Origin of the sequence: Weissella kandleri, from assembly GCF_045504165.1 — a bacterium.
Lineage (GTDB): Bacteria > Bacillota > Bacilli > Lactobacillales > Lactobacillaceae > Weissella > Weissella kandleri_A.
In genome coordinates, this window is record NZ_JBJJNY010000001.1 from 27,929 (window position 1) to 46,096 (window position 18,168).

The window sequence follows — 18,168 nt, forward strand, 5'->3', positions numbered from 1 at the left end:
TTTAATGGCAGCAATGCAGCGATTTCAAGGAAAAATCCTAGGAAAAACGTATACGTTGACCACCAATGAAAATCAAGCGCATATGGAAGCAGTTTTTAATTTGGCCAATCAACAATTAAATGATTTAAAAAATAAAAATCCCAAGTTAAGCGCCAGTGACGCTTTAGTCTTGGTGGCGATTAATGCTTTATCAGATCAAATTAATATGCAAAAAGCAGCTGAGGAACATGTATGATTATTTCAATTCTAATCTTATTAGCATTGCTAATGGCGTGGATGCATGGTTATCATGAAGGTTTTGTCCGGGTGTTAATTCGTTCGGTTGGTCGCGTGTTGGTCTGGGTACTCGCGGTGCTCTTGGCACATAATGTTGGGGATGTGATTGCGAATTTGGTTAATAATCAATTAACTTCAACATGGTCATCGCCAGTGAGCGCGTCTTTGTTAAATCAATCGAACCGCTTTTTGTATTCGGGAATTGGTTTTTCTCTGGTGACAATGATTGGATTTGCGATTTTACGGCAAATTCAACGAAGCATGCGTATTTTAAATAAAGTTCCAGTTTTGGGCTTTTTTAATCGAGTTCTGGGGGCCTTGCTAAATACCATTATTATGTATACCGGAATTTTCTTTTTACTCTATATTTTAGGGGCCTTTGATTGGACCTGGATGCATGAACAAATTACGTATTCACCTGTGGCTCAATTTGTGATGCAAGAAACGCCAATCCTATCCAGTCAAATTTATCAATGGTTTATTGTTAATTTTTAACGTTGTAAGACATGTTGAGATGTATGATTGGGTTAAAAATTGGCATTAGTGGGGCAAACCACCTGTTTTTAAACGGGTGGTTTTTTCCATGTAAATTGAAAGCTGGTATTCGGATTATGTAATAGATTAAGGCTTTTCAACTGGTTAGAACCGCTTAAGATATGCTAAACTAAGCTATAGTTTTATCAAATTAAAATTTAAAAATTAAATCAGAGTCAGGTACACAAATCGGTGTCGATGATGAGTACTGAAAAGATGAGAATTAAAGATTATTTTGAAGGAGGTTCAAAATGAATTCAAAAATATTAAAAACGCTTGAATATGATGCTGTTAAAGCTAAAATTAAGCCGTTCTTAATGACGGCGGGGGGCGAAAATGAGTTGGAGCAACTTCACCCCACTACGGATGCTACACAAATGCAACAATGGTTAGCGGAAACGGCGGATGCTTATTTAATTTTGCGACGTGCTGTTGCCTTTCAAATGCCACGATTAGCCGATATTAAAAGCTCCATGCAGCGGGTGATGATTGATGCTGATTTAAATGGGTCGGAATTAGTTCAAGTGGGTCGCGTGTTATGGGCGACTGGACAGGTCGAACAAACTTTCGTTAATTTTGCGACTGATCAAGGAGAAACTTTGCCAGCCTTAATGCCCTATGTCAAAGCTTTAATTACCTTATCAGACTTAAGCAAGGCGTTGCGGCAAGCATTGGATCAAGATGGTCGGTTGCAAGATGATGCTTCAACTGAGCTACATCGATTACGGCAAGCAATCGCGGGCACGGAAAACGCAATTCGACAAAAAATGCAAGATTACACTCGTGGAAGTACCGCTAAGTATTTGTCAGATCCAATTGTGACAATGCGTAACGATCGATATGTGGTACCAGTTAAGGCTGAATACCGAAGTAAATTGAGTGGAGTCGTGCATGACCAGAGTCAAACGGGACAAACCTTGTATGTTGAGCCAGCGCCTGTTGTGGACATGAACAATCGATTACGCGAATATCAGCTCAAAGCTTACGCGGAAGAACGGCGCGTTTTACATGAACTTTCACAACGCCTCAAACCGGAAGCAGAGAATATTTTACAAAATGCTACGCTCCTAGGGCATTTAGACTTTGTTTTAGCGAAAGGTCAATATGCGGTACAATTAGTGGCCACGGAGCCCACGGTGAGTGCAACACAAGAAGTTAACCTATTACAAGCACGGCATCCTTTGCTTAATCAAGCTAAAACGGTGGCTAATGATATTATTTTGGGAAAAGATTATACAGCGATTATTGTGACTGGTCCTAATACGGGTGGGAAAACCATTACCTTAAAGACGCTGGGCTTACTGCAATTAATGGCCCAGTCAGGATTGTTTTTGCCGACAGCAGAACATTCAACTGTAGGAGTCTTTGATAATGTCTTTGCGGACATTGGGGATGAACAATCGATTGAACAATCATTATCAACCTTTAGCTCGCATATGGTGAACATTATTGAGATTCTTAAGCACTTGACGAAGCAATCATTAGTGCTATTTGACGAATTAGGTGCTGGAACTGATCCACAAGAAGGAGCAGCCCTTGCCATGGCAATTTTGGATGCTGTGGGTGAAGTTGGCGCTTATACGGTAGCGACAACTCATTATCCAGAATTAAAAGTTTATGGTTACAATCGCGCAGCCACGATTAATGCCTCGATGGAATTTGACATTGAGACGCTACAACCGACTTATCATTTACTATTAGGTATTCCCGGGCGTTCAAATGCTTTGGATATTGCCCAGCGTTTGGGATTGCCAATGACGATTGTGCAACAAGCACGCGGGTTGACAGATAATGAAGCGCAAGAATTAAATGAAATGATTCAAGATTTGGTTGATCAACGGAATGCAGTGCAGACTGAGCGCGCGGAATTAGACGTTCAATTGGCTGATAATCAGCGGCAGGCAGAACAATTATCCCAAGCGCAAGATCAATTAGAGGTGCAAAAGGCGCAACTGTTGCAAAAAGCGCAGCAAGAGGCCAACCATATTGTTGCAGATACGCGGAAAAAGACGCAACGTATTATTGATGATTTGCATCAGATGCAGCGAGCGGGGGCTGCGGGAATTAAAGAAAATAAAATTATTGATGCTAAAGGCAGCTTAAATCAACTGCAACAGACCCCTACAGCTGAAAATAATCGAATTTTGCGGAAAGCTAAGGCGGCTAAAAATGTGGCAATTGCAATGGGTGATACCGTTTTGGTACGGGAATATGGTCAGCAAGGAACAGTCGTACGTAAACTGAAAGATGGTAAATACGAAGTCCAAATTGGGATTTTGAAACTGGTTGTCAGTGGGGATGAGATTGAAAAACAAACCGCTAGTCAAGTTAAGCAAAATGTGAAGAAGACCAAAGCCAGCGGAAAGCGAAGTCGCGCTCAGTCAGTTTCAACGAATCAGGCTATGAATCGAGCACATGCTTCGGCTACTTTGGACTTGCGTGGAGAGCGTTATGAACCAGCGATGCATGAATTAGACCGATTCATTGATTCTGCTTTGCTTAATAATTTACAAAGCGTTGAAATTATTCATGGTAAAGGAACGGGAGCCATCCGGAAAGGGGTACAAGAGTATCTACAATCGCATCGTTCGGTGAAAAATTTTGATTATACTGGACCTGATCAAGGTGCCACCTATGTGGAGTTGGTTTAAGTGAGTCTGGTGTTTAATTGATGAAGGCAATAATTCATAATATTTAAAAAGAGGAAGCTCCATTGGTGGGTTTTCTTTTTTTTATAATGATTATATTTTAAATTGATAAAAGTAAAAAGGATATGAATATCATGATACAATAATATTAATATAATCTGATATTGGAAGTGAAGATAAGTGACAAGATTTGATAACGAAAATATTTTAGCGGCATGGACCGCAATTGAACAATTTTCCGAAGGGGACATAGACTTAAAAGCAAATAATAATCTGAAATACAAGCGTTTGCCAAAAGAATATGCGAGTTGGAATCAATTTTTTAAAACGCAACTAATGACCTTTAAAGATAAGCATCAAGCAATTAAACATGAAGACCGGATAGGATTAACGCTTTTTTTTGATGTATTTTCATTTTCGCAATTGATCAATGCTTTAGCAGATAAATTTAAGTTATCGCAAGAATACCAAGATGATAATAATACGCAAAAATTTACGTGGTGTGTCTCTTTTATCGTGACTGATGAGGATGATAATAAATTTAAATTAAAGGAAGATTCCATTTTTTATACGATGAGCGGTTACGCGCATCGGTATAATGATTTACCTAACCAAATTGAAGAAATTGAGGCTAAATTAAATAAAAAAATTGCCGAATTGTTTGAAAATGGTTTTGAGCAAGGGATGAATCAGCTTGTCGAAGAGCAAACTAATTTTTCGGTAGATAATTATTATGAATTCCAAGAGGATATTACACACGATGACGTTCTTTTGCATTCGTTTTATACTGATGACTTAAAGTTAGCCATGGACAAACAGTCTAAAAATTTAGAGCGTTATCTTTCGGGATTTCAAGGCGCGCGGATGAATTTAGATAGTGATCAGCGTCACAGTACCTTTAATGCGCATGCTATCGCTAAAAATTTAGCACCTCAAAATTACCCCTTAGGACGTTTTCCATCAAATCCTGAATGGGGCCTTTCATTAATGCAACAGATTGCGGTAAATGTGTCTTTGAATGATGATAATAATGACGTGCGAGGCGTCAATGGACCGCCGGGGACGGGTAAAACGACCTTGTTGAAAGATATTTTTGCCGAACTGACTGTGCGCCAAGCGTATGAAATTACGCAGTTAATGAATAAGCATCTTACCGAGACTGAAACGTATTTTGGCAAGGGCAAAATTGCACAACTTTCTGAGCAGATAGCTGAGTATAATATTATAGTCGCTAGTTCTAACAATGGGGCCGTCCAAAATATTGTTAAAGAATTGCCACAAAAAGACCAAATTGATCCGGTCTTTGAACAAGAGATTACTGACCTAGATTATTTTACAGCTATTAGTAATGCACAAGATAAGAACGATAATCAAGCGATTAATAAGAATTGGGGGACTTTTGCAACTGAAGGTGGTAAAAAAGCCAATGTTCAAAGTTTAACAACGATGATACAGCAAATGGTTAAAGCTATGGATGATGATGCTTTTAAGGATAATCCACGGGCCTATCAAGAATTTGAACAGCAGTATCATAAGGTAGCTCATTTACGGGATCAAGCCCAAGGCGTTGCAGACACGTATCAAAAATTGATGAAGCGGCAGAATCAATTGAATTCTCAAAGGGCAAAATTTAATGCAGCGTCTGATGAAAAACAAGCACAAAAGCAGCGTAAGATTCAACAAATCGAGCAAACACTGGACAGTTTAGAACAAAACATTAATCACAATTTGATCCAACAAGCGGCCCTCGTAACCGAAAAAAACAATAATGAGCGGCAAATTCAGTTAAAAAAAGAAGCACTGAATGTGTTACACCAGCAAAAGCCTACATGGTTAAGTATCTTATTTAAACGGCCAAAGGCGTTGGCATATCGAGAACGTAAAAATACTTTATCATCTGTATTGGGCGAATTGCTAGATCAACAGGCGAGGTTGGAAGACCAGGTGCAACAATTCAATCAAACACAAGCCACCTTTAAAAAACAGCAACAAGCCCAAGTGGAAGCAATCCAAATAACTAAGGATAATTTTGATCAATGGGAGTACACTCAAAAAGTCAGCTTGGAGAAGCTAGAGAAAAAAATTCAATCTTTAAAAAAAGAAATAGAAGCTACGCAAATTCAGCCTCTTGATTTGACGCAACCGTATGAGCAATTACAACAGTCAAATCCTTGGTTTAGTAAAGAATATCGGATTGAACAATCAAGATTATTCATTAAAGCACTTGCGGTTAAAAAGCAATTTCTATATGAAAATAAAAGAAGCATCAAAGGGAGTGCAAATATTTGGAATCGCTTGTCGGATTATACTAATCCAGATAAACGGAAATTAATTACATCAGCTTGGAATTGGATTAATTTGGCGATTCCGGTAATTAGTACCACGTTTGCCAGTTTTGGTCGCATGTTTAAGTATATGGATGTTGAGGACCTCGCTAATTTATTTATTGATGAGGCCGGTCAAGCTGTTCCTCAGGCCGCGGTTGGAGCTATCTTGAGAAGTAAGCGGGTGATGGCAGTTGGCGACCCTTCACAGATACCGCCGGTGATTCCATTGAGTAATGGGGTAATTAGGCTCATTGCTAAAAAATATGGTGCACCAAAAACCGTCGTCAACGGGTACGCTTCTGTACAAACTTTGATTGATGAAGCTAGTCAATATGGTTATCAGAAGAAATCAGATGAATGGATTGGGATTCCGCTGTGGGTTCATCGACGGTGTCTTGATCCTATGTTTAGTATTTCGAATCAAATATCTTACGATGAGCAAATGGTCTTGCCTGAGAATATGAAGCATCCTGGGAAAGGTGGTTGGATAGATATTACGGGCGTTTCAGAAAATAAGTTTGTTAAAGAACAGGCTGAATGGTTGCGCACTAATATTGAAAAGCGTCTAGCGGCTGGGGAAGATGCCCAAAATATTTATGTTATCTCGCCCTTTAAAAATGTAGTAAACCAACTAAAGAAGGAATTATCATCAAAGTTAATTCCGACAAAATCAATTGGAACGGTGCATACTTTTCAGGGAAAAGAGGCAAAAATTGTTTATTTGGTGTTAGGTGCTAGTTGGGATGAAGCTGGGGCAGCCCAGTGGGCGATTAACGAACCCAATTTAATGAATGTGGCTGCAACAAGAGCAAAAGAGGAGTTTTGGGTAATTGGTGACAAAAATTTATATCAATCCTTTCATTCGGACGTCATCGAAACAACGTTAAATGTTTTACCAGATTCTAATTCATAATATTTAAAAAGAGGGAGCCAGCAAGTAGGCTTCCTTTTTGATTGGTGGCATATTAGTAAGAATTGTGCAAAAAAATAAAGCCCTCAAGACTGAGGACTTTATGGACGATAGCTCATCAGGGAGTCGAACCCTGGATGCCGGTGTGAAAAACCGGAGTCTTAACCGCTTGACCAATGAGCCATTATTACTCGTTGTCGCTTAACAACAAATAATATAATAACAAGTTTGAAAGTGTTTGGCAAGCGTTTTTTTGAAAATAAAGTAAAAAATTGGCGAAAATGGGGAAGTAGGGTAAAATAATAGCGTAGTAAGCTGAAATTTAATCCAGAAGAAGGTTAGCTTGTGGTGATTGGGAATGAGGTTCCAAGATGTTTGAAAATAAGAAAATAGTATTAATTGTGACCGGTGGGGTGGCAGCGTACAAGTCAGCTCGGGTAGCCCGTTTATTAATAAAGGCTGGTGCCGAAGTGTGTGTGGTGATGACAAAGAACGCTTTGGAATTTATGACGGAAAAGACATTTGCGACCTTGACCAAACATGCAGTTTTAACTGACTTATTTAAAACGGCTGATGCCCAGGTGGCACATATTGAATGGGCGGATTGGGCTGATTTATTGTTCGTGGTCCCGGCAACGGCTAATTTCATTGGTAAGTTAGCGCAAGGGTTAGCTGATGATGCCGCTTCAACGGTGGCGATTGCAAGGCATACGCCGATGTTAATTGCGCCGGCAATGAATCCAGCCATGTATCACAATCCCGCGGTGCGACGCAACTTGGCGCAACTACGCCAAGATGGGGTGATGATTATTGAGCCAACTGAAGGACTCTTAGCTGAAGGCTATCAAGGACAAGGACGGATGCTGGAACCTGAAGAGTTATTAGCAAATGCCGAATTGCAACTACGGCAATTGATGACTCAAACGCCACTGCAAGGGCAAAAATTTCTGGTGACAGCTGGTGGGACCAAAGAAGCTTTAGACCCTGTTCGCTTTATCGGAAACCATTCTTCCGGTAAGATGGGCTACGCTGTTGCCCAGGCACTCCTTGAATGGGGGGCGGATGTAACTTTGATTACAACAGTGAATTTACCTAGTCCAGCGGGGGTTAAAATGGTTCCTGTCCAGTCCGCCCGTGAAATGCTAGTAGCCCTGCAAGCCGATTTTGCGCATGTGAATGGGGTGGTGATGGCAGCAGCGGTGGCTGATTATCGACCACTAACCGTTGCGTCTAAAAAAATTAAAAAGCAATCCGGTGCGAACTTGGCACTAACGTTTCAAGAAAATCCAGATTTGTTAGCTACATTGGGGCAAGCCAAACAGCACCAGATTTTAGTAGGATTTGCGGCTGAAACGAACGATTTAATCGAGCACGCAAATCTTAAATTAACGAAGAAAAATGTTGATTTGTTGGTAGCCAATGACGTGACTCAGCCGGGGAGCGGATTTCAAACGGACACCAATCAAGTGACCTTCTTACAACCAGGATTAGAACCAAAAACTTTGCCAATCTTACCAAAGATCGAAGTAGCACGGAAAATTGTGCAACAAATTGTGCAAATTCAACAAGAACGGAGAGATATTAAATGAAAATTGGAATTGATCAAATGAGCTTCTTTTCACCGCATCTTTATATTGAGATGACCGACTTAGCACAGGCTCGTGGTGAAGATCCGAACAAATATCTCATTGGGATTGGTCAGACCCGCCAAGCTGTGATTCCACCGACGCAAGATGCGGTGACAATGGGAGCGAATGCGGCGGCACCTTTGATGACTGATGCATTACGACAAACTTTGGATTTAGTCATTTTTGCAACTGAGTCTGGCGTCGATCAATCAAAGTCGGGGGCTGCTTATCTACAACGTTTATTAGGTATTCAAAAGTATGCACGGACGATTGAGTTAAAACAAGCTTGTTATTCTGGAACGTATGGTTTGATGCAGGCCCGAGACTATGTAGCTGCGCATCCAGAGCGAAAAGTGCTAGTGGTTGCAAGTGATGTGGCCCGTTATGGAATAAAAACGAGTGGCGAAGTAACGCAAGGTGGAGGCGCAGTTGCAATGCTTGTGAGTGCTGATCCGAAAATTTTAGCCTTGGAAAATGATAGCCAGTTTATGACAGATGAGGTAATGGACTTTTGGCGCCCAAATTATGCAACTGAAGCGCGAGTTGATGGTAAGTATTCGAGTAACGTTTATCAAGAGTTCTTTAAAGAGTTATGGGACCGTTACCGCGAACAAACCGGGCGGACTATTGATGATTTTGCTGCCTTAGTCTTCCATTTGCCGTTTACCAAGATGGGTAAAAAAGGTTTGCAAATGGTCTTACCTGAAGCCGATGAATTACAGCAAAACGGGCTGCTAGCTCAATTTGAGGCCAGTCAAAAGTATAGCCGGCAGATTGGTAACTTATATACGGGTTCATTATATTTAAGTCTCTTGTCACTATTAAATGAGACGCCTGGTTTGAAGCCAGGTGCGCGTCTAGGGCTCTTTTCATACGGATCAGGAGCTGAGGGCGAGTTCTATTCAGGAATTTTACAGCCTAAATATCAAGCTGGATTAGTGCCAAATCAAGTTCCCGACTTATTAAGCAGCCGTCATGGGCTTTCAATTATGCAATATGAGCAGCTTTTTGAACAAAGTTTACAAGGGTCAGATGATCGTGAATTGGAAATTCAAAATGATCCAGCACAATTTGTTCTCACCGGTTTGAAAAACGAACAGCGCCAATATTTAAAACAACGTTAATTTTATTAAAAAAATACGATTTTAATAGGCGTTCAGCAGGAAATCATGTAGAATAATTTAATAGACAGAGATGATTAATAAGGAGAACTGACGATGGCACAAATTTATTTAGCAGGTCCGTTTTTTAGCGATGAGCAAATTGCACGTTTGGAACGCGTGGAGGCAGCGCTGACCAAAAATCCGACTGTGAAGGATTTTTATAGTCCTTTTCGACATCCGTTAGAAGATTTGGAATTTGGTTCAAAGGAATGGGCTAGCGCTATTTTTGCTGAAGATCGGCATGAATTGCATAGTGCTAAAGCGGTTGTTGGCATCGTAGATTATGTTGAAGATCATGTGGATCCTGGGACCGCTTGGGAGCTTGGGTATGCTGGAATGCAAGACAAGCCAGTCATTGTCTTTAAGGAAAAGGATGGGGGAATTAATCTGATGATTTCAGTGCCTGGGCATGCCTTTATCCGTCAAACTGAGGACTTAGCGACCTATGATTTTAATCAATTACCAAAAAGTGAATGGGACGGACCAGTATTTTAAAGGGTGAAGGAGTAAGCTTGTGATTTTTAGACGCGGATGGGAAATCTTGCGACAATTTTTAGTGCGCTTTTGGATCCCCTTGTCAATTACGGTGGGGATGTTAGCAGTTGCGATTTCTTTTACAGTAGTTTTAATGGCCCGCCAACAGATTACGGTGCATATTCCTAATATTACGGTTCGCCAGGGACCAGATGTTTTGCGACCGGCAGAAGGAATGTTAAAGTCGGGGGAACATTTGAATATCTTAGATCGAGAAAATGGTTGGTATAAAATTCAGCGTGAAGATGAAACAACCGGCTGGGTCGCTGGGTGGTTACTAGAACGTAAACAACCAGTTAAGCATATGAACTTGTTATCAGAGGCTACTATTGAATTAGATCCTGGACATGGTGGGTCGGACAACGGTGCGACGAGCTCGGATGAGAAACATTATGAGAAAAATTATACATTAGCCTTAACAAATCGCGTTAAAAATGAGTTGCAGCAACAATACGGGACACGCGTGGTGATGTCACGTAGTACAGATGAGGTTGTGGGCTTATTGAAGATTCCAAAAGTCGGTGAAGAAAAACGGGCTAATGCGTTTATTTCATTCCATTTTGATTCAACCGAAAAGCAAGATACAGGAAGTGGCTTCACGGCTTATTATGGGCAAGAGGATAATACATCAAAGGAATTGGCGCAATATCTCAATTCTGCGATGGCACCGCAGATGCCCATGCAAAATTTGGGGGTTAAGCAAGCTGATTATATGGTTTTGAAATATAATCAGGTACCCGCCGCTTTGTTAGAAAACGGGTATATTAATTCAACGAAAGATTTCAAGTATATTCAAAAAGCAAGTTATCAAAATCAAATTGCACAGCTAATTCCGACCGGATTGGAGCAGTATTTGAATTATCGCTCGCGACAGGTGCAATAACTTGAAATTGTAGGATAGTTACGGCATAATAAAAGAGATTATTATGATCAATGAAAAAGATGAGCTAAGGCTAAAAAGATAGCGAACGGGGGATGGTGCGAGCCCGGCTTGGCAGCTTTAGTGGGACACTTTTGAGATCGGCGTTCTAAAACGCGGTGGTACCGTTATAACCAGAGTCTAAACCAAGGTGGTACCGCGCGATGAAGCGCCCTTGACGAATATATTCGTTAGGGGCGCTTTTTATTAAATTAGGCATTAACGTTGCAGATCATGAAATAAAAGATGAATAGGGAAGAGGAAAAATGGGAAAGAATATTTATCAAAAGCCTAAGGGGACGGCGGACTTAATGCCTGAAAATTCAGCCCAATGGCACTATGTTGAAGAAACAGCGCGACTATTATTTAGTGATTATCAATATCACGAAATTCGTACGCCTATTTTTGAAAGCTTTGAGGTGTTTTCACGGACATCAGGTGATACTTCCGATGTTGTGACCAAGGAAATGTATGATTTCAAAGATAAAGGTGATCGGCATTTAGCTTTGCGTCCTGAAGGAACGGCGGGCGTGGTACGGTCTTTTGTCGAAAATAAGCGCTTTGGACCCGAATTTGCTAAGCCCTATAAAGCTTTTTATATTGGACCAATGTTTCGGTATGAACGGCCTCAGGCGGGACGGATGCGTCAATTCCACCAAATTGGAGTGGAGGCTTTTGGATCAACGGCGCCAACATTAGATGCTGAAGTGATTGCAATGGCAGTTGACTTCTTCCAGACGTTAGGTTTGACGAATTTAAAAGTAGTTGTGAATACCTTGGGTGACCAAGCATCGCGAGATGCTTATCGAACGGCTTTGATTGATTATTTGAAGCCACATTTTGATGATTTATCAGCGGATTCACAAGTGCGTTTGGAAAAGAATCCATTGCGCGTTTTAGATTCTAAAGATCCCGCGGACCAAGCGATTGTAGCTGGAGCTCCATCCATTTTGGATTATCTGTCAGATGATGCACAGGTCCGCTGGGATGCCTTACAAGCTGCTTTGGAAGCGCTGGGTATTAATTATGAAGTCGATGCAAATGTGGTACGTGGGTTGGACTACTATAATCACACGATCTTTGAAATTATGACTCAATCACCGGCTTTAGGTCACGGTTGGACGACCATCGCCGGTGGTGGGCGCTATAACGGTTTAGTTGAAGAATTAGGCGGACCAGAGATGCCTGGAATTGGCTTTGGTATTGGATTAGAGCGCTTGATGTTATTGCTTGAGGCGGAACATGCTGCTTTGCCAAGTAACCCACCGCTGGATGTTTACGTGATTAATCAGGGATTCGGGACGGACTTGGTTGCCTTACAAATGGTTCAAGCCGTGCGTTCTTTTGGTTATTCAGCTGATCGTGATTATTTAGATCGGAAATTGAAAGCGCAATTTAAGACAGCTGATCGCCAAAATGCACGGTACACGATTGTGATTGGTGAGCGTGAATTGGCGGAACAGAGCGCTAATTTGAAAAATCTAGCTACCCATGAGGAAATTACAGTTAAGTTGGCAGAACTTTATACTAATTTACCAGCTTATTTAGAAACGCAACCCAGTCAAGAAGAAGGAGTAGATGAAGGATGAAACGAACAAATTATGCAGGATTAATTGATGAAAGTTATCTTGATCAAACGGTAACTTTACAAGGCTGGGTGCAAAAGCGGCGTGATTTGGGAGCCTTAATCTTTATTGATTTACGTGATCGTAAAGGTCTGGTTCAGCTGACGTTTGCGGATGAATTTAATTCTGAGGCTTTGCATGCAGCCGAACAGGTTCGGACCGAATATGTAATTGAAGTAACGGGGTTGGTGGCAAAACGCGAGGGTGCGGTTAATGAAAATATGCATTCAGGAAAGATTGAAGTCCAAGTGCAACACTTAGAAGTTTTGGCAGAGGCTAAGACAACTCCTTTTGCGATTGATGATAATGTGGAAGCCTCTGATGAATTGCGTTTAAAGTACCGCTACTTAGATTTGCGCCGGCCACAAATGCAAAAGAACCTAATCTTGCGGTCAAAGATTACGGCGGCCACACATGCCTTTTTGGATGCGAATGGGTTTATTGATATTGAAACGCCCTATCTAGCTAAGTCAACGCCTGAGGGTGCCCGTGATTATTTGGTACCTTCACGAATCAACCCCGGCTCATTTTACGCTTTACCGCAATCACCACAATTATTTAAGCAGTTATTAATGGGGGCTGGCTTTGATCGGTATTATCAAGTGGCGCGCGCCTTTCGTGATGAAGACTTGCGAGGGGATCGGCAGCCAGAATTCACCCAACTTGATGTGGAAACCTCATTTATGAGCCAAGCTGAAATTATGGATTTGGTTAATCAGTGGATGGTTACGATTATGGCTAAGGCGGTTGAATATGATTTGGACCCAGCACAAATTCCTACGTTAACCTGGCAAGAAGCGATGGATCGGTTTGGGACGGATAAGCCTGATTTACGTTTTGGGATGGAATTGATTGATTTGTCTGGGCTGATGCAAAATTCAACCTTTAGCGTTTTTGCCAAAGCCGTGGCTGATGGTGGTCAGGTTAAAGCGATTGTGGTGCCAGGAGCAGCGAAAGCTTATTCACGTAAAGCTTTGGATCAAAAGGTGCAGTACGTGGAGCGTTTTGGGGCTAAAGGTTTGCCTTGGTTAAAGGTAACTGATGAAGGTATTAATGGCCCAATTGCGAAATTCTTTGCTGACGATAGTGCCGCTTTGTTGGAAGCAACTGGTGCGCAAGCCGGGGATTTGATTATCTTTGCTGCGGATCAAAAGCCGGTGGTAGCAGCCACTTTGGATGCCATGAGACGGATGTTTGCGGACGAGCAAGACTTGATTGATGAAAGTCAGTGGGCGTTTGCTTGGATTGTGGATTGGCCTTTGTTTGAATATCAACCAGAAGAAGAGCGTTGGATTTCGGCTCACCACCCATTTACCATGCCAAACGAAGAAGATTTACCATTACTTGATACCGTAGAAGGTGCTCATCAAGCACATGCCCAGTCATATGACTTAGTCTTGAATGGTTATGAATTGGGTTCAGGGTCAATTCGTATTCATCGTATGGATATTCAACAGAAGATGTTGCGTGCCCTCGGCTTTACACCAGAAGCAGCGCAGGAGGCCTTTGGTTTCTTGTTAGAGGGAATGGAGTACGGCTTCCCGCCAATGGGTGGAATTGCTTTAGGTTTGGATCGTTTGGCGATGCTTTTAGCTGGTACGGATAATATCCGCGAAGTCATTGCTTTCCCTAAGAATTCGAAGGGAACCGAGCCAATGACAGAAGCCCCATTGCCAGTGGCTAAAAGTCAATTGGATGACCTTGGTTTGCAAGCGCCAACATATGCGGATATTGATACGCCGAATATGGCTGAAGAATAAGGAGGAATATCCAAGTTATGCAATCAGTTGAAAGCTATATGCGGAATCATGAATATACCAGTCGCTTAACGGCTGCGGTGGTTTATGCGGTTTGTGCGGCGATTGCTTTGAATTTCTTTTGGACCCCTGGTCATATTTATTCTTCGGGTTTCACCGGATTAGCACAATTAATGAGTACAATTACCCAACGTTTTGGGCTTAAAATTCCCGTTTATATTCTCTTTGTCGGCTTTAATTTGCCACTTTTAGTTTTTGCCCATAAAGAGATTGGTGGACGTTTTACTTTCTTTACGGCGGTGGCAATCTTCTTGGCTTCATTTGCCATGCGTTTTGTTACGGGGCCAGCTCAACCGTGGACCCATGACCCTTTGATTGACGCCATTTTTGGGGGGATTATCAATGGATTTGGAACTGGCTTTGCTTTACGTAATGGGTTATCAACGGGTGGTCTAGATATTATCGGAATTGTGGTCCGGCGTAAATATGGCATTAATATGGGGAGTGCCAATTTAATTTTTAATTTCTTCATCTTGTTAGGAGCAGGAATTTTGTTTGGTCCTAAATATGCCCTTTATACGGCGATTGGCTTGGTCATTAACGCGCGAATGATTGATGCATTGTATACACGGCAACAAAAGATGCAAGTTATGATTATTACCGAGCGTCCACAAGAGGTGGCCAATGCATTACAAAATCAATTACGGCGTGGAATCACCATTGTGCATCATGCCGAGGGGGCTTATAATCACCGGCCTAAAGAAATTTTGTTTACCGTGATTTCTTTGTATGAAGAAATGGATGCTTATCAAGCCATTCAATTAGCTGATCCAGGGGCTTGGTCATCAATGTGGAAAATTGAACGGACCTTTGGCCGTTTCTATGAGCCACGGCTGTAAGTAACTGGTTTGTAAAAAACATGGTAAAGGTCTTGCTTTAAGTAAAAGGCTTTGCTAAAATTAAATCTTGAACATAGTGTCAGCTATTTAGCTAATTAAACACGAGAAAGGAGGGAATTTATCATGACTAAGACTGTTGTTCGTAAGAATGAGTCTCTTGATGATGCTCTCCGTCGTTTCAAGCGTGGTGTATCAAAGGATGGAACTTTGCAAGAATATCGTAAACGCGAATTCTATATCAAGCCATCAGTACAGCGTAAGCTTAAGGCCGAAGCTGCACGGAAGCGCAAGAACAAGAAGAGCCATTAATTGGTTCATGACCGGACTATTGAAAAATAGTTCGGTTTTCTTTTAAAGTGTGGTGTTTTGTCGTCAATTAGGACCTGCTAAAAGGGACTAATTGGGATTAAGGAGGATTAAAAATGAGCTTATTAGAGACACTTACAAATGATATGAAAACGGCCATGAAGGCTAAAGACAAGGCGACCTTATCGGTTGTGCGGATGTTAAAGGCCGCGGTTTCAAATGAACAAATTAAAGCTGGGCACGATCTGACGGCTGATGAAGAATTAGCTGTTTTGTCGCGCGAGTTAAAGCAACGTGTGGAAGAGCAAGAATCATATGTAGCTGGTGGACGCGAAGAATTGGCTGAAGAAATCGCCCAACAAATTGAAATTGTAAAGCGGTATATGCCAGCCCAACTAGACGAATCAGAAGTTGCAGCACTAGTTCAAGAAACAATTACTGAAGTGGGTGCTACTTCAAAAAAGGATATGGGTAAGGTGATGGGCGCTTTGATGCCTAAGGTTAAGGGTAAGGCTGATGGTAAGTTAGTTAAGGACTTAGTTCAAAAACACCTAGATTAATGTGTAATGTCAGAAAAGATATTCTCAGATTTTGGAGAATATCTTTTTTTAATTGTGCAGCGTAACTTATTTTTTTCGCCCCCTTGCGGTATAATATCAAAAGATAGACTTTAAAAAGAGGAAATGTTTTGGTAAAAAAATTATATCAATTTGAAAATACAGAACAGCAGTTAGGTATTATTGGACCGCAAGATAGTAATTTACATTTGTTAGCTGAAGGGTTAAAGGTATCTTTAACGACTGTGGGCAATCAATTACAAATTGTAGGTGAGGATGAAAATGCTTCCGCAACCTGGGCTGTCATAGAGCAGTTAACCCACTTAATTAAAAAAGGAATTAAATTGGCTCCAGCTGACTTTATGAGTGCGGTTACTATGGCTCAGCGAGGAACGTTAGAATATTTTAATGACCTTTATACTGAGACGCTCTTAAGGGACCAAAAAGGTCGGGCAATACGGGTGAAAAGCTTTGGTCAGCGTCAATATGTTCAAGCAATCCGCAATAATGATATAACGTTTGGGATTGGACCAGCCGGAACCGGGAAAACATTTTTGGCGGTCGTCATGGCGGTGGCTGCGTTAAAGCGGGGAGATGTTGAACGCATCATTATTACTCGGCCAGCCATTGAAGCCGGCGAAAGTTTAGGCTTTTTACCAGGTGATTTAAAAGAAAAAGTTGATCCTTATTTACGGCCAATTTATGATGCCTTATATGCGGTGTTGGGTAAAGAACATACAGAGCGTTTGTTGGAGCGGGAAACGATTGAAATTGCGCCATTAGCTTATATGCGTGGGCGCACGTTAGATAGCGCCTTTATCATCTTAGATGAAGCACAAAATACAACGCCACAACAGATGAAAATGTTTTTAACCCGGTTTGGTTTTGGTTCAAAGATGATAGTGAATGGTGATATTTCACAAATTGATTTAGCTAAAAATCAACAATCGGGCTTAATTCAGATTGAAAAGGTTTTGTCCGGAGTAAAAAGAATTGAATTTATTCATTTTGCTACTAATGATGTGGTTCGGCATCCGGTGGTAGGAGCAATTGTCCAAGCTTATGAGCATTACGACGAACGAGTGGAAGCGGAAAGGAAGGATCAATAAATGGATTTGGCAATTTATGATCAAACATTGGACGGAGTAACCGAAGAGCATCTTAAATTAGTGCAGGATGTTTTAGAATTTGCGGGGAGTTATTTAAAATTACCGGATAACACTGAAATGTCAGTGACTTTTGTGAATAATGATGAAATTCAACGGATTAACCGTGAATATCGGGATTTAGATCGGTCGACGGATGTCATTTCATTTGCATTAGAGGATGATGACGATGATTTGCCAATTATTATGGATGATGAAATGACAGCAGAATTGCCTAAAAATATTGGCGATATTTTTGTTTCTGTTGACAAAGTACAAGAGCAGTCAGAATTTTTGGAGCATTCCTTTGAAAGAGAACTCGGCTTCTTAGTGGTGCATGGTTTTTTGCATTTGAATAATTATGACCATATGCGCAGTCCTGAGGATGAACGCGTAATGTTCAAATTACAACGGGAGATTTTAGATGACTTTGGGCTCACTCGATAAGCAGGTTAAACTGGAGCAGCAGCCGGGAGAAAAGCTTCAAATTGAAAAAAATACTGGTTTTTTACAATCATTTGGGCATGCGGTAGAAGGAATTGGCCAGTTATTAAAACGCGAGCGGAATATGCGGTTTCATTTTTTTGCTTCGGCTGTGGTGATTTATATTGGCTTTATGTTAAAGATTAATCGCCAAGATTGGTTGTGGATTGCCATGGCCATTTTTGCGGTAATCATGGCTGAGTTTGTGAATACGATGATTGAGACGATGGTCGATTTGGTTGTGGGGCAGCTATATCATCCCCTGGCCAAAGTAGCAAAAGATGTGGCCGCAGGAGCGGTGGTGTTTGCGGCAGTTTATGCAATTGCGGTTGGGACAATTGTGTTTTGGCCTTATTTAGTGCCCCGCATTAGTCAGATGTTGCAGTATCAATTTTTAAAATAGTAGATGTTAGATTTAAAAGAGGGCTTAACGGCAGGCTTGATGATCGAAATGAGA

16 protein-coding genes and 1 tRNA gene are annotated in these 18,168 nt (G+C 41.3%); 16 read left to right on the forward strand and 1 reads right to left on the reverse strand.

The window, feature by feature from the left end:
• Positions 1-4 precede the first annotated feature (4 nt).
• The 4 genes from ACJQWY_RS00140 to ACJQWY_RS00155 all read left to right on the forward strand — a co-directional run bounded on the left by ACJQWY_RS00140 (position 5) and on the right by ACJQWY_RS00155 (position 6,698).
• Positions 5-235 carry a cell division protein ZapA gene (locus ACJQWY_RS00140; RefSeq protein WP_407075730.1) on the forward strand — a complete coding sequence of 77 codons (231 nt, stop codon included), beginning with the start codon at positions 5-7 and terminating at the stop codon, positions 233-235.
• Complete coding sequence (locus ACJQWY_RS00145) at positions 232-771, forward strand: CvpA family protein (protein ID WP_407075731.1); 540 nt, start codon at positions 232-234, stop codon at positions 769-771. Before ACJQWY_RS00140 ends, ACJQWY_RS00145 begins: the two co-directional genes overlap by 4 nt.
• A 290-nt stretch (positions 772-1,061) precedes the next feature.
• Positions 1,062-3,461 (forward strand): endonuclease MutS2, encoded by a 2,400-nt coding sequence (locus tag ACJQWY_RS00150; RefSeq protein ID WP_407075732.1) that lies wholly within the window; start codon positions 1,062-1,064, stop codon positions 3,459-3,461.
• A 177-nt stretch (positions 3,462-3,638) separates the two neighbouring features.
• Complete coding sequence (locus ACJQWY_RS00155; protein ID WP_407075733.1) at positions 3,639-6,698, forward strand: DEAD/DEAH box helicase; 3,060 nt, start codon at positions 3,639-3,641, stop codon at positions 6,696-6,698.
• A 108-nt stretch (positions 6,699-6,806) separates the two neighbouring features.
• Here ACJQWY_RS00155 and ACJQWY_RS00160 read toward each other — a convergent pair.
• Positions 6,807-6,878, reverse strand: a tRNA-Glu gene (locus ACJQWY_RS00160).
• A 188-nt stretch (positions 6,879-7,066) separates the two neighbouring features.
• Here ACJQWY_RS00160 and coaBC point away from each other — a divergent pair.
• From coaBC to ACJQWY_RS00220, 12 genes are all read left to right on the forward strand, one after another.
• Complete coding sequence (gene coaBC / locus ACJQWY_RS00165; RefSeq protein WP_407075734.1) at positions 7,067-8,284, forward strand: bifunctional phosphopantothenoylcysteine decarboxylase/phosphopantothenate--cysteine ligase CoaBC; 1,218 nt, start codon at positions 7,067-7,069, stop codon at positions 8,282-8,284.
• The gene (locus tag ACJQWY_RS00170) at positions 8,281-9,447 is read left to right on the forward strand and encodes a hydroxymethylglutaryl-CoA synthase (RefSeq protein ID WP_407075735.1); all 1,167 of its coding nucleotides are present in this window, start codon (positions 8,281-8,283) and stop codon (positions 9,445-9,447) included. Before coaBC ends, ACJQWY_RS00170 begins: the two co-directional genes overlap by 4 nt.
• Before the next feature lie 93 nt (positions 9,448-9,540).
• Positions 9,541-9,981, forward strand: a complete 441-nt coding sequence (locus ACJQWY_RS00175; protein WP_407075736.1) for a nucleoside 2-deoxyribosyltransferase — start codon at positions 9,541-9,543, stop codon at positions 9,979-9,981.
• Between the two features lie 19 nt (positions 9,982-10,000).
• Entirely contained in the window at positions 10,001-10,903 is a 903-nt protein-coding gene (locus ACJQWY_RS00180) for an N-acetylmuramoyl-L-alanine amidase family protein (RefSeq protein WP_407075737.1), read from the forward strand.
• A gap of 302 nt (positions 10,904-11,205) precedes the next feature.
• Entirely contained in the window at positions 11,206-12,528 is a 1,323-nt protein-coding gene (hisS, locus tag ACJQWY_RS00185; RefSeq protein ID WP_407075738.1) for a histidine--tRNA ligase, read from the forward strand.
• On the forward strand, positions 12,525-14,324 hold the full coding sequence (gene aspS, locus ACJQWY_RS00190; protein WP_407075739.1) for an aspartate--tRNA ligase: 1,800 nt from the start codon (positions 12,525-12,527) through the stop codon (positions 14,322-14,324). Before hisS ends, aspS begins: the two co-directional genes overlap by 4 nt.
• A gap of 17 nt (positions 14,325-14,341) precedes the next feature.
• A complete protein-coding gene (locus ACJQWY_RS00195; protein WP_407075740.1) occupies positions 14,342-15,220 on the forward strand; it encodes a YitT family protein in 879 nt (292 codons plus the stop codon).
• A 123-nt stretch (positions 15,221-15,343) separates the two neighbouring features.
• Positions 15,344-15,529, forward strand: a complete 186-nt coding sequence (gene rpsU / locus ACJQWY_RS00200; RefSeq protein WP_057755400.1) for a 30S ribosomal protein S21 — start codon at positions 15,344-15,346, stop codon at positions 15,527-15,529.
• 113 nt (positions 15,530-15,642) lie between these two features.
• The gene (locus ACJQWY_RS00205; RefSeq protein ID WP_407075741.1) at positions 15,643-16,086 is read left to right on the forward strand and encodes a GatB/YqeY domain-containing protein; all 444 of its coding nucleotides are present in this window, start codon (positions 15,643-15,645) and stop codon (positions 16,084-16,086) included.
• A 128-nt stretch (positions 16,087-16,214) separates the two neighbouring features.
• Positions 16,215-17,192 carry a PhoH family protein gene (locus tag ACJQWY_RS00210; protein WP_407075742.1) on the forward strand — a complete coding sequence of 326 codons (978 nt, stop codon included), beginning with the start codon at positions 16,215-16,217 and terminating at the stop codon, positions 17,190-17,192.
• Positions 17,193-17,675, forward strand: coding sequence for an rRNA maturation RNase YbeY (gene ybeY / locus ACJQWY_RS00215; protein ID WP_407075743.1), 483 nt, complete (start codon positions 17,193-17,195; stop codon positions 17,673-17,675).
• Positions 17,653-18,114, forward strand: coding sequence for a diacylglycerol kinase family protein (locus ACJQWY_RS00220; protein WP_407075744.1), 462 nt, complete (start codon positions 17,653-17,655; stop codon positions 18,112-18,114). Before ybeY ends, ACJQWY_RS00220 begins: the two co-directional genes overlap by 23 nt.
• Positions 18,115-18,168 lie beyond the last annotated feature (54 nt).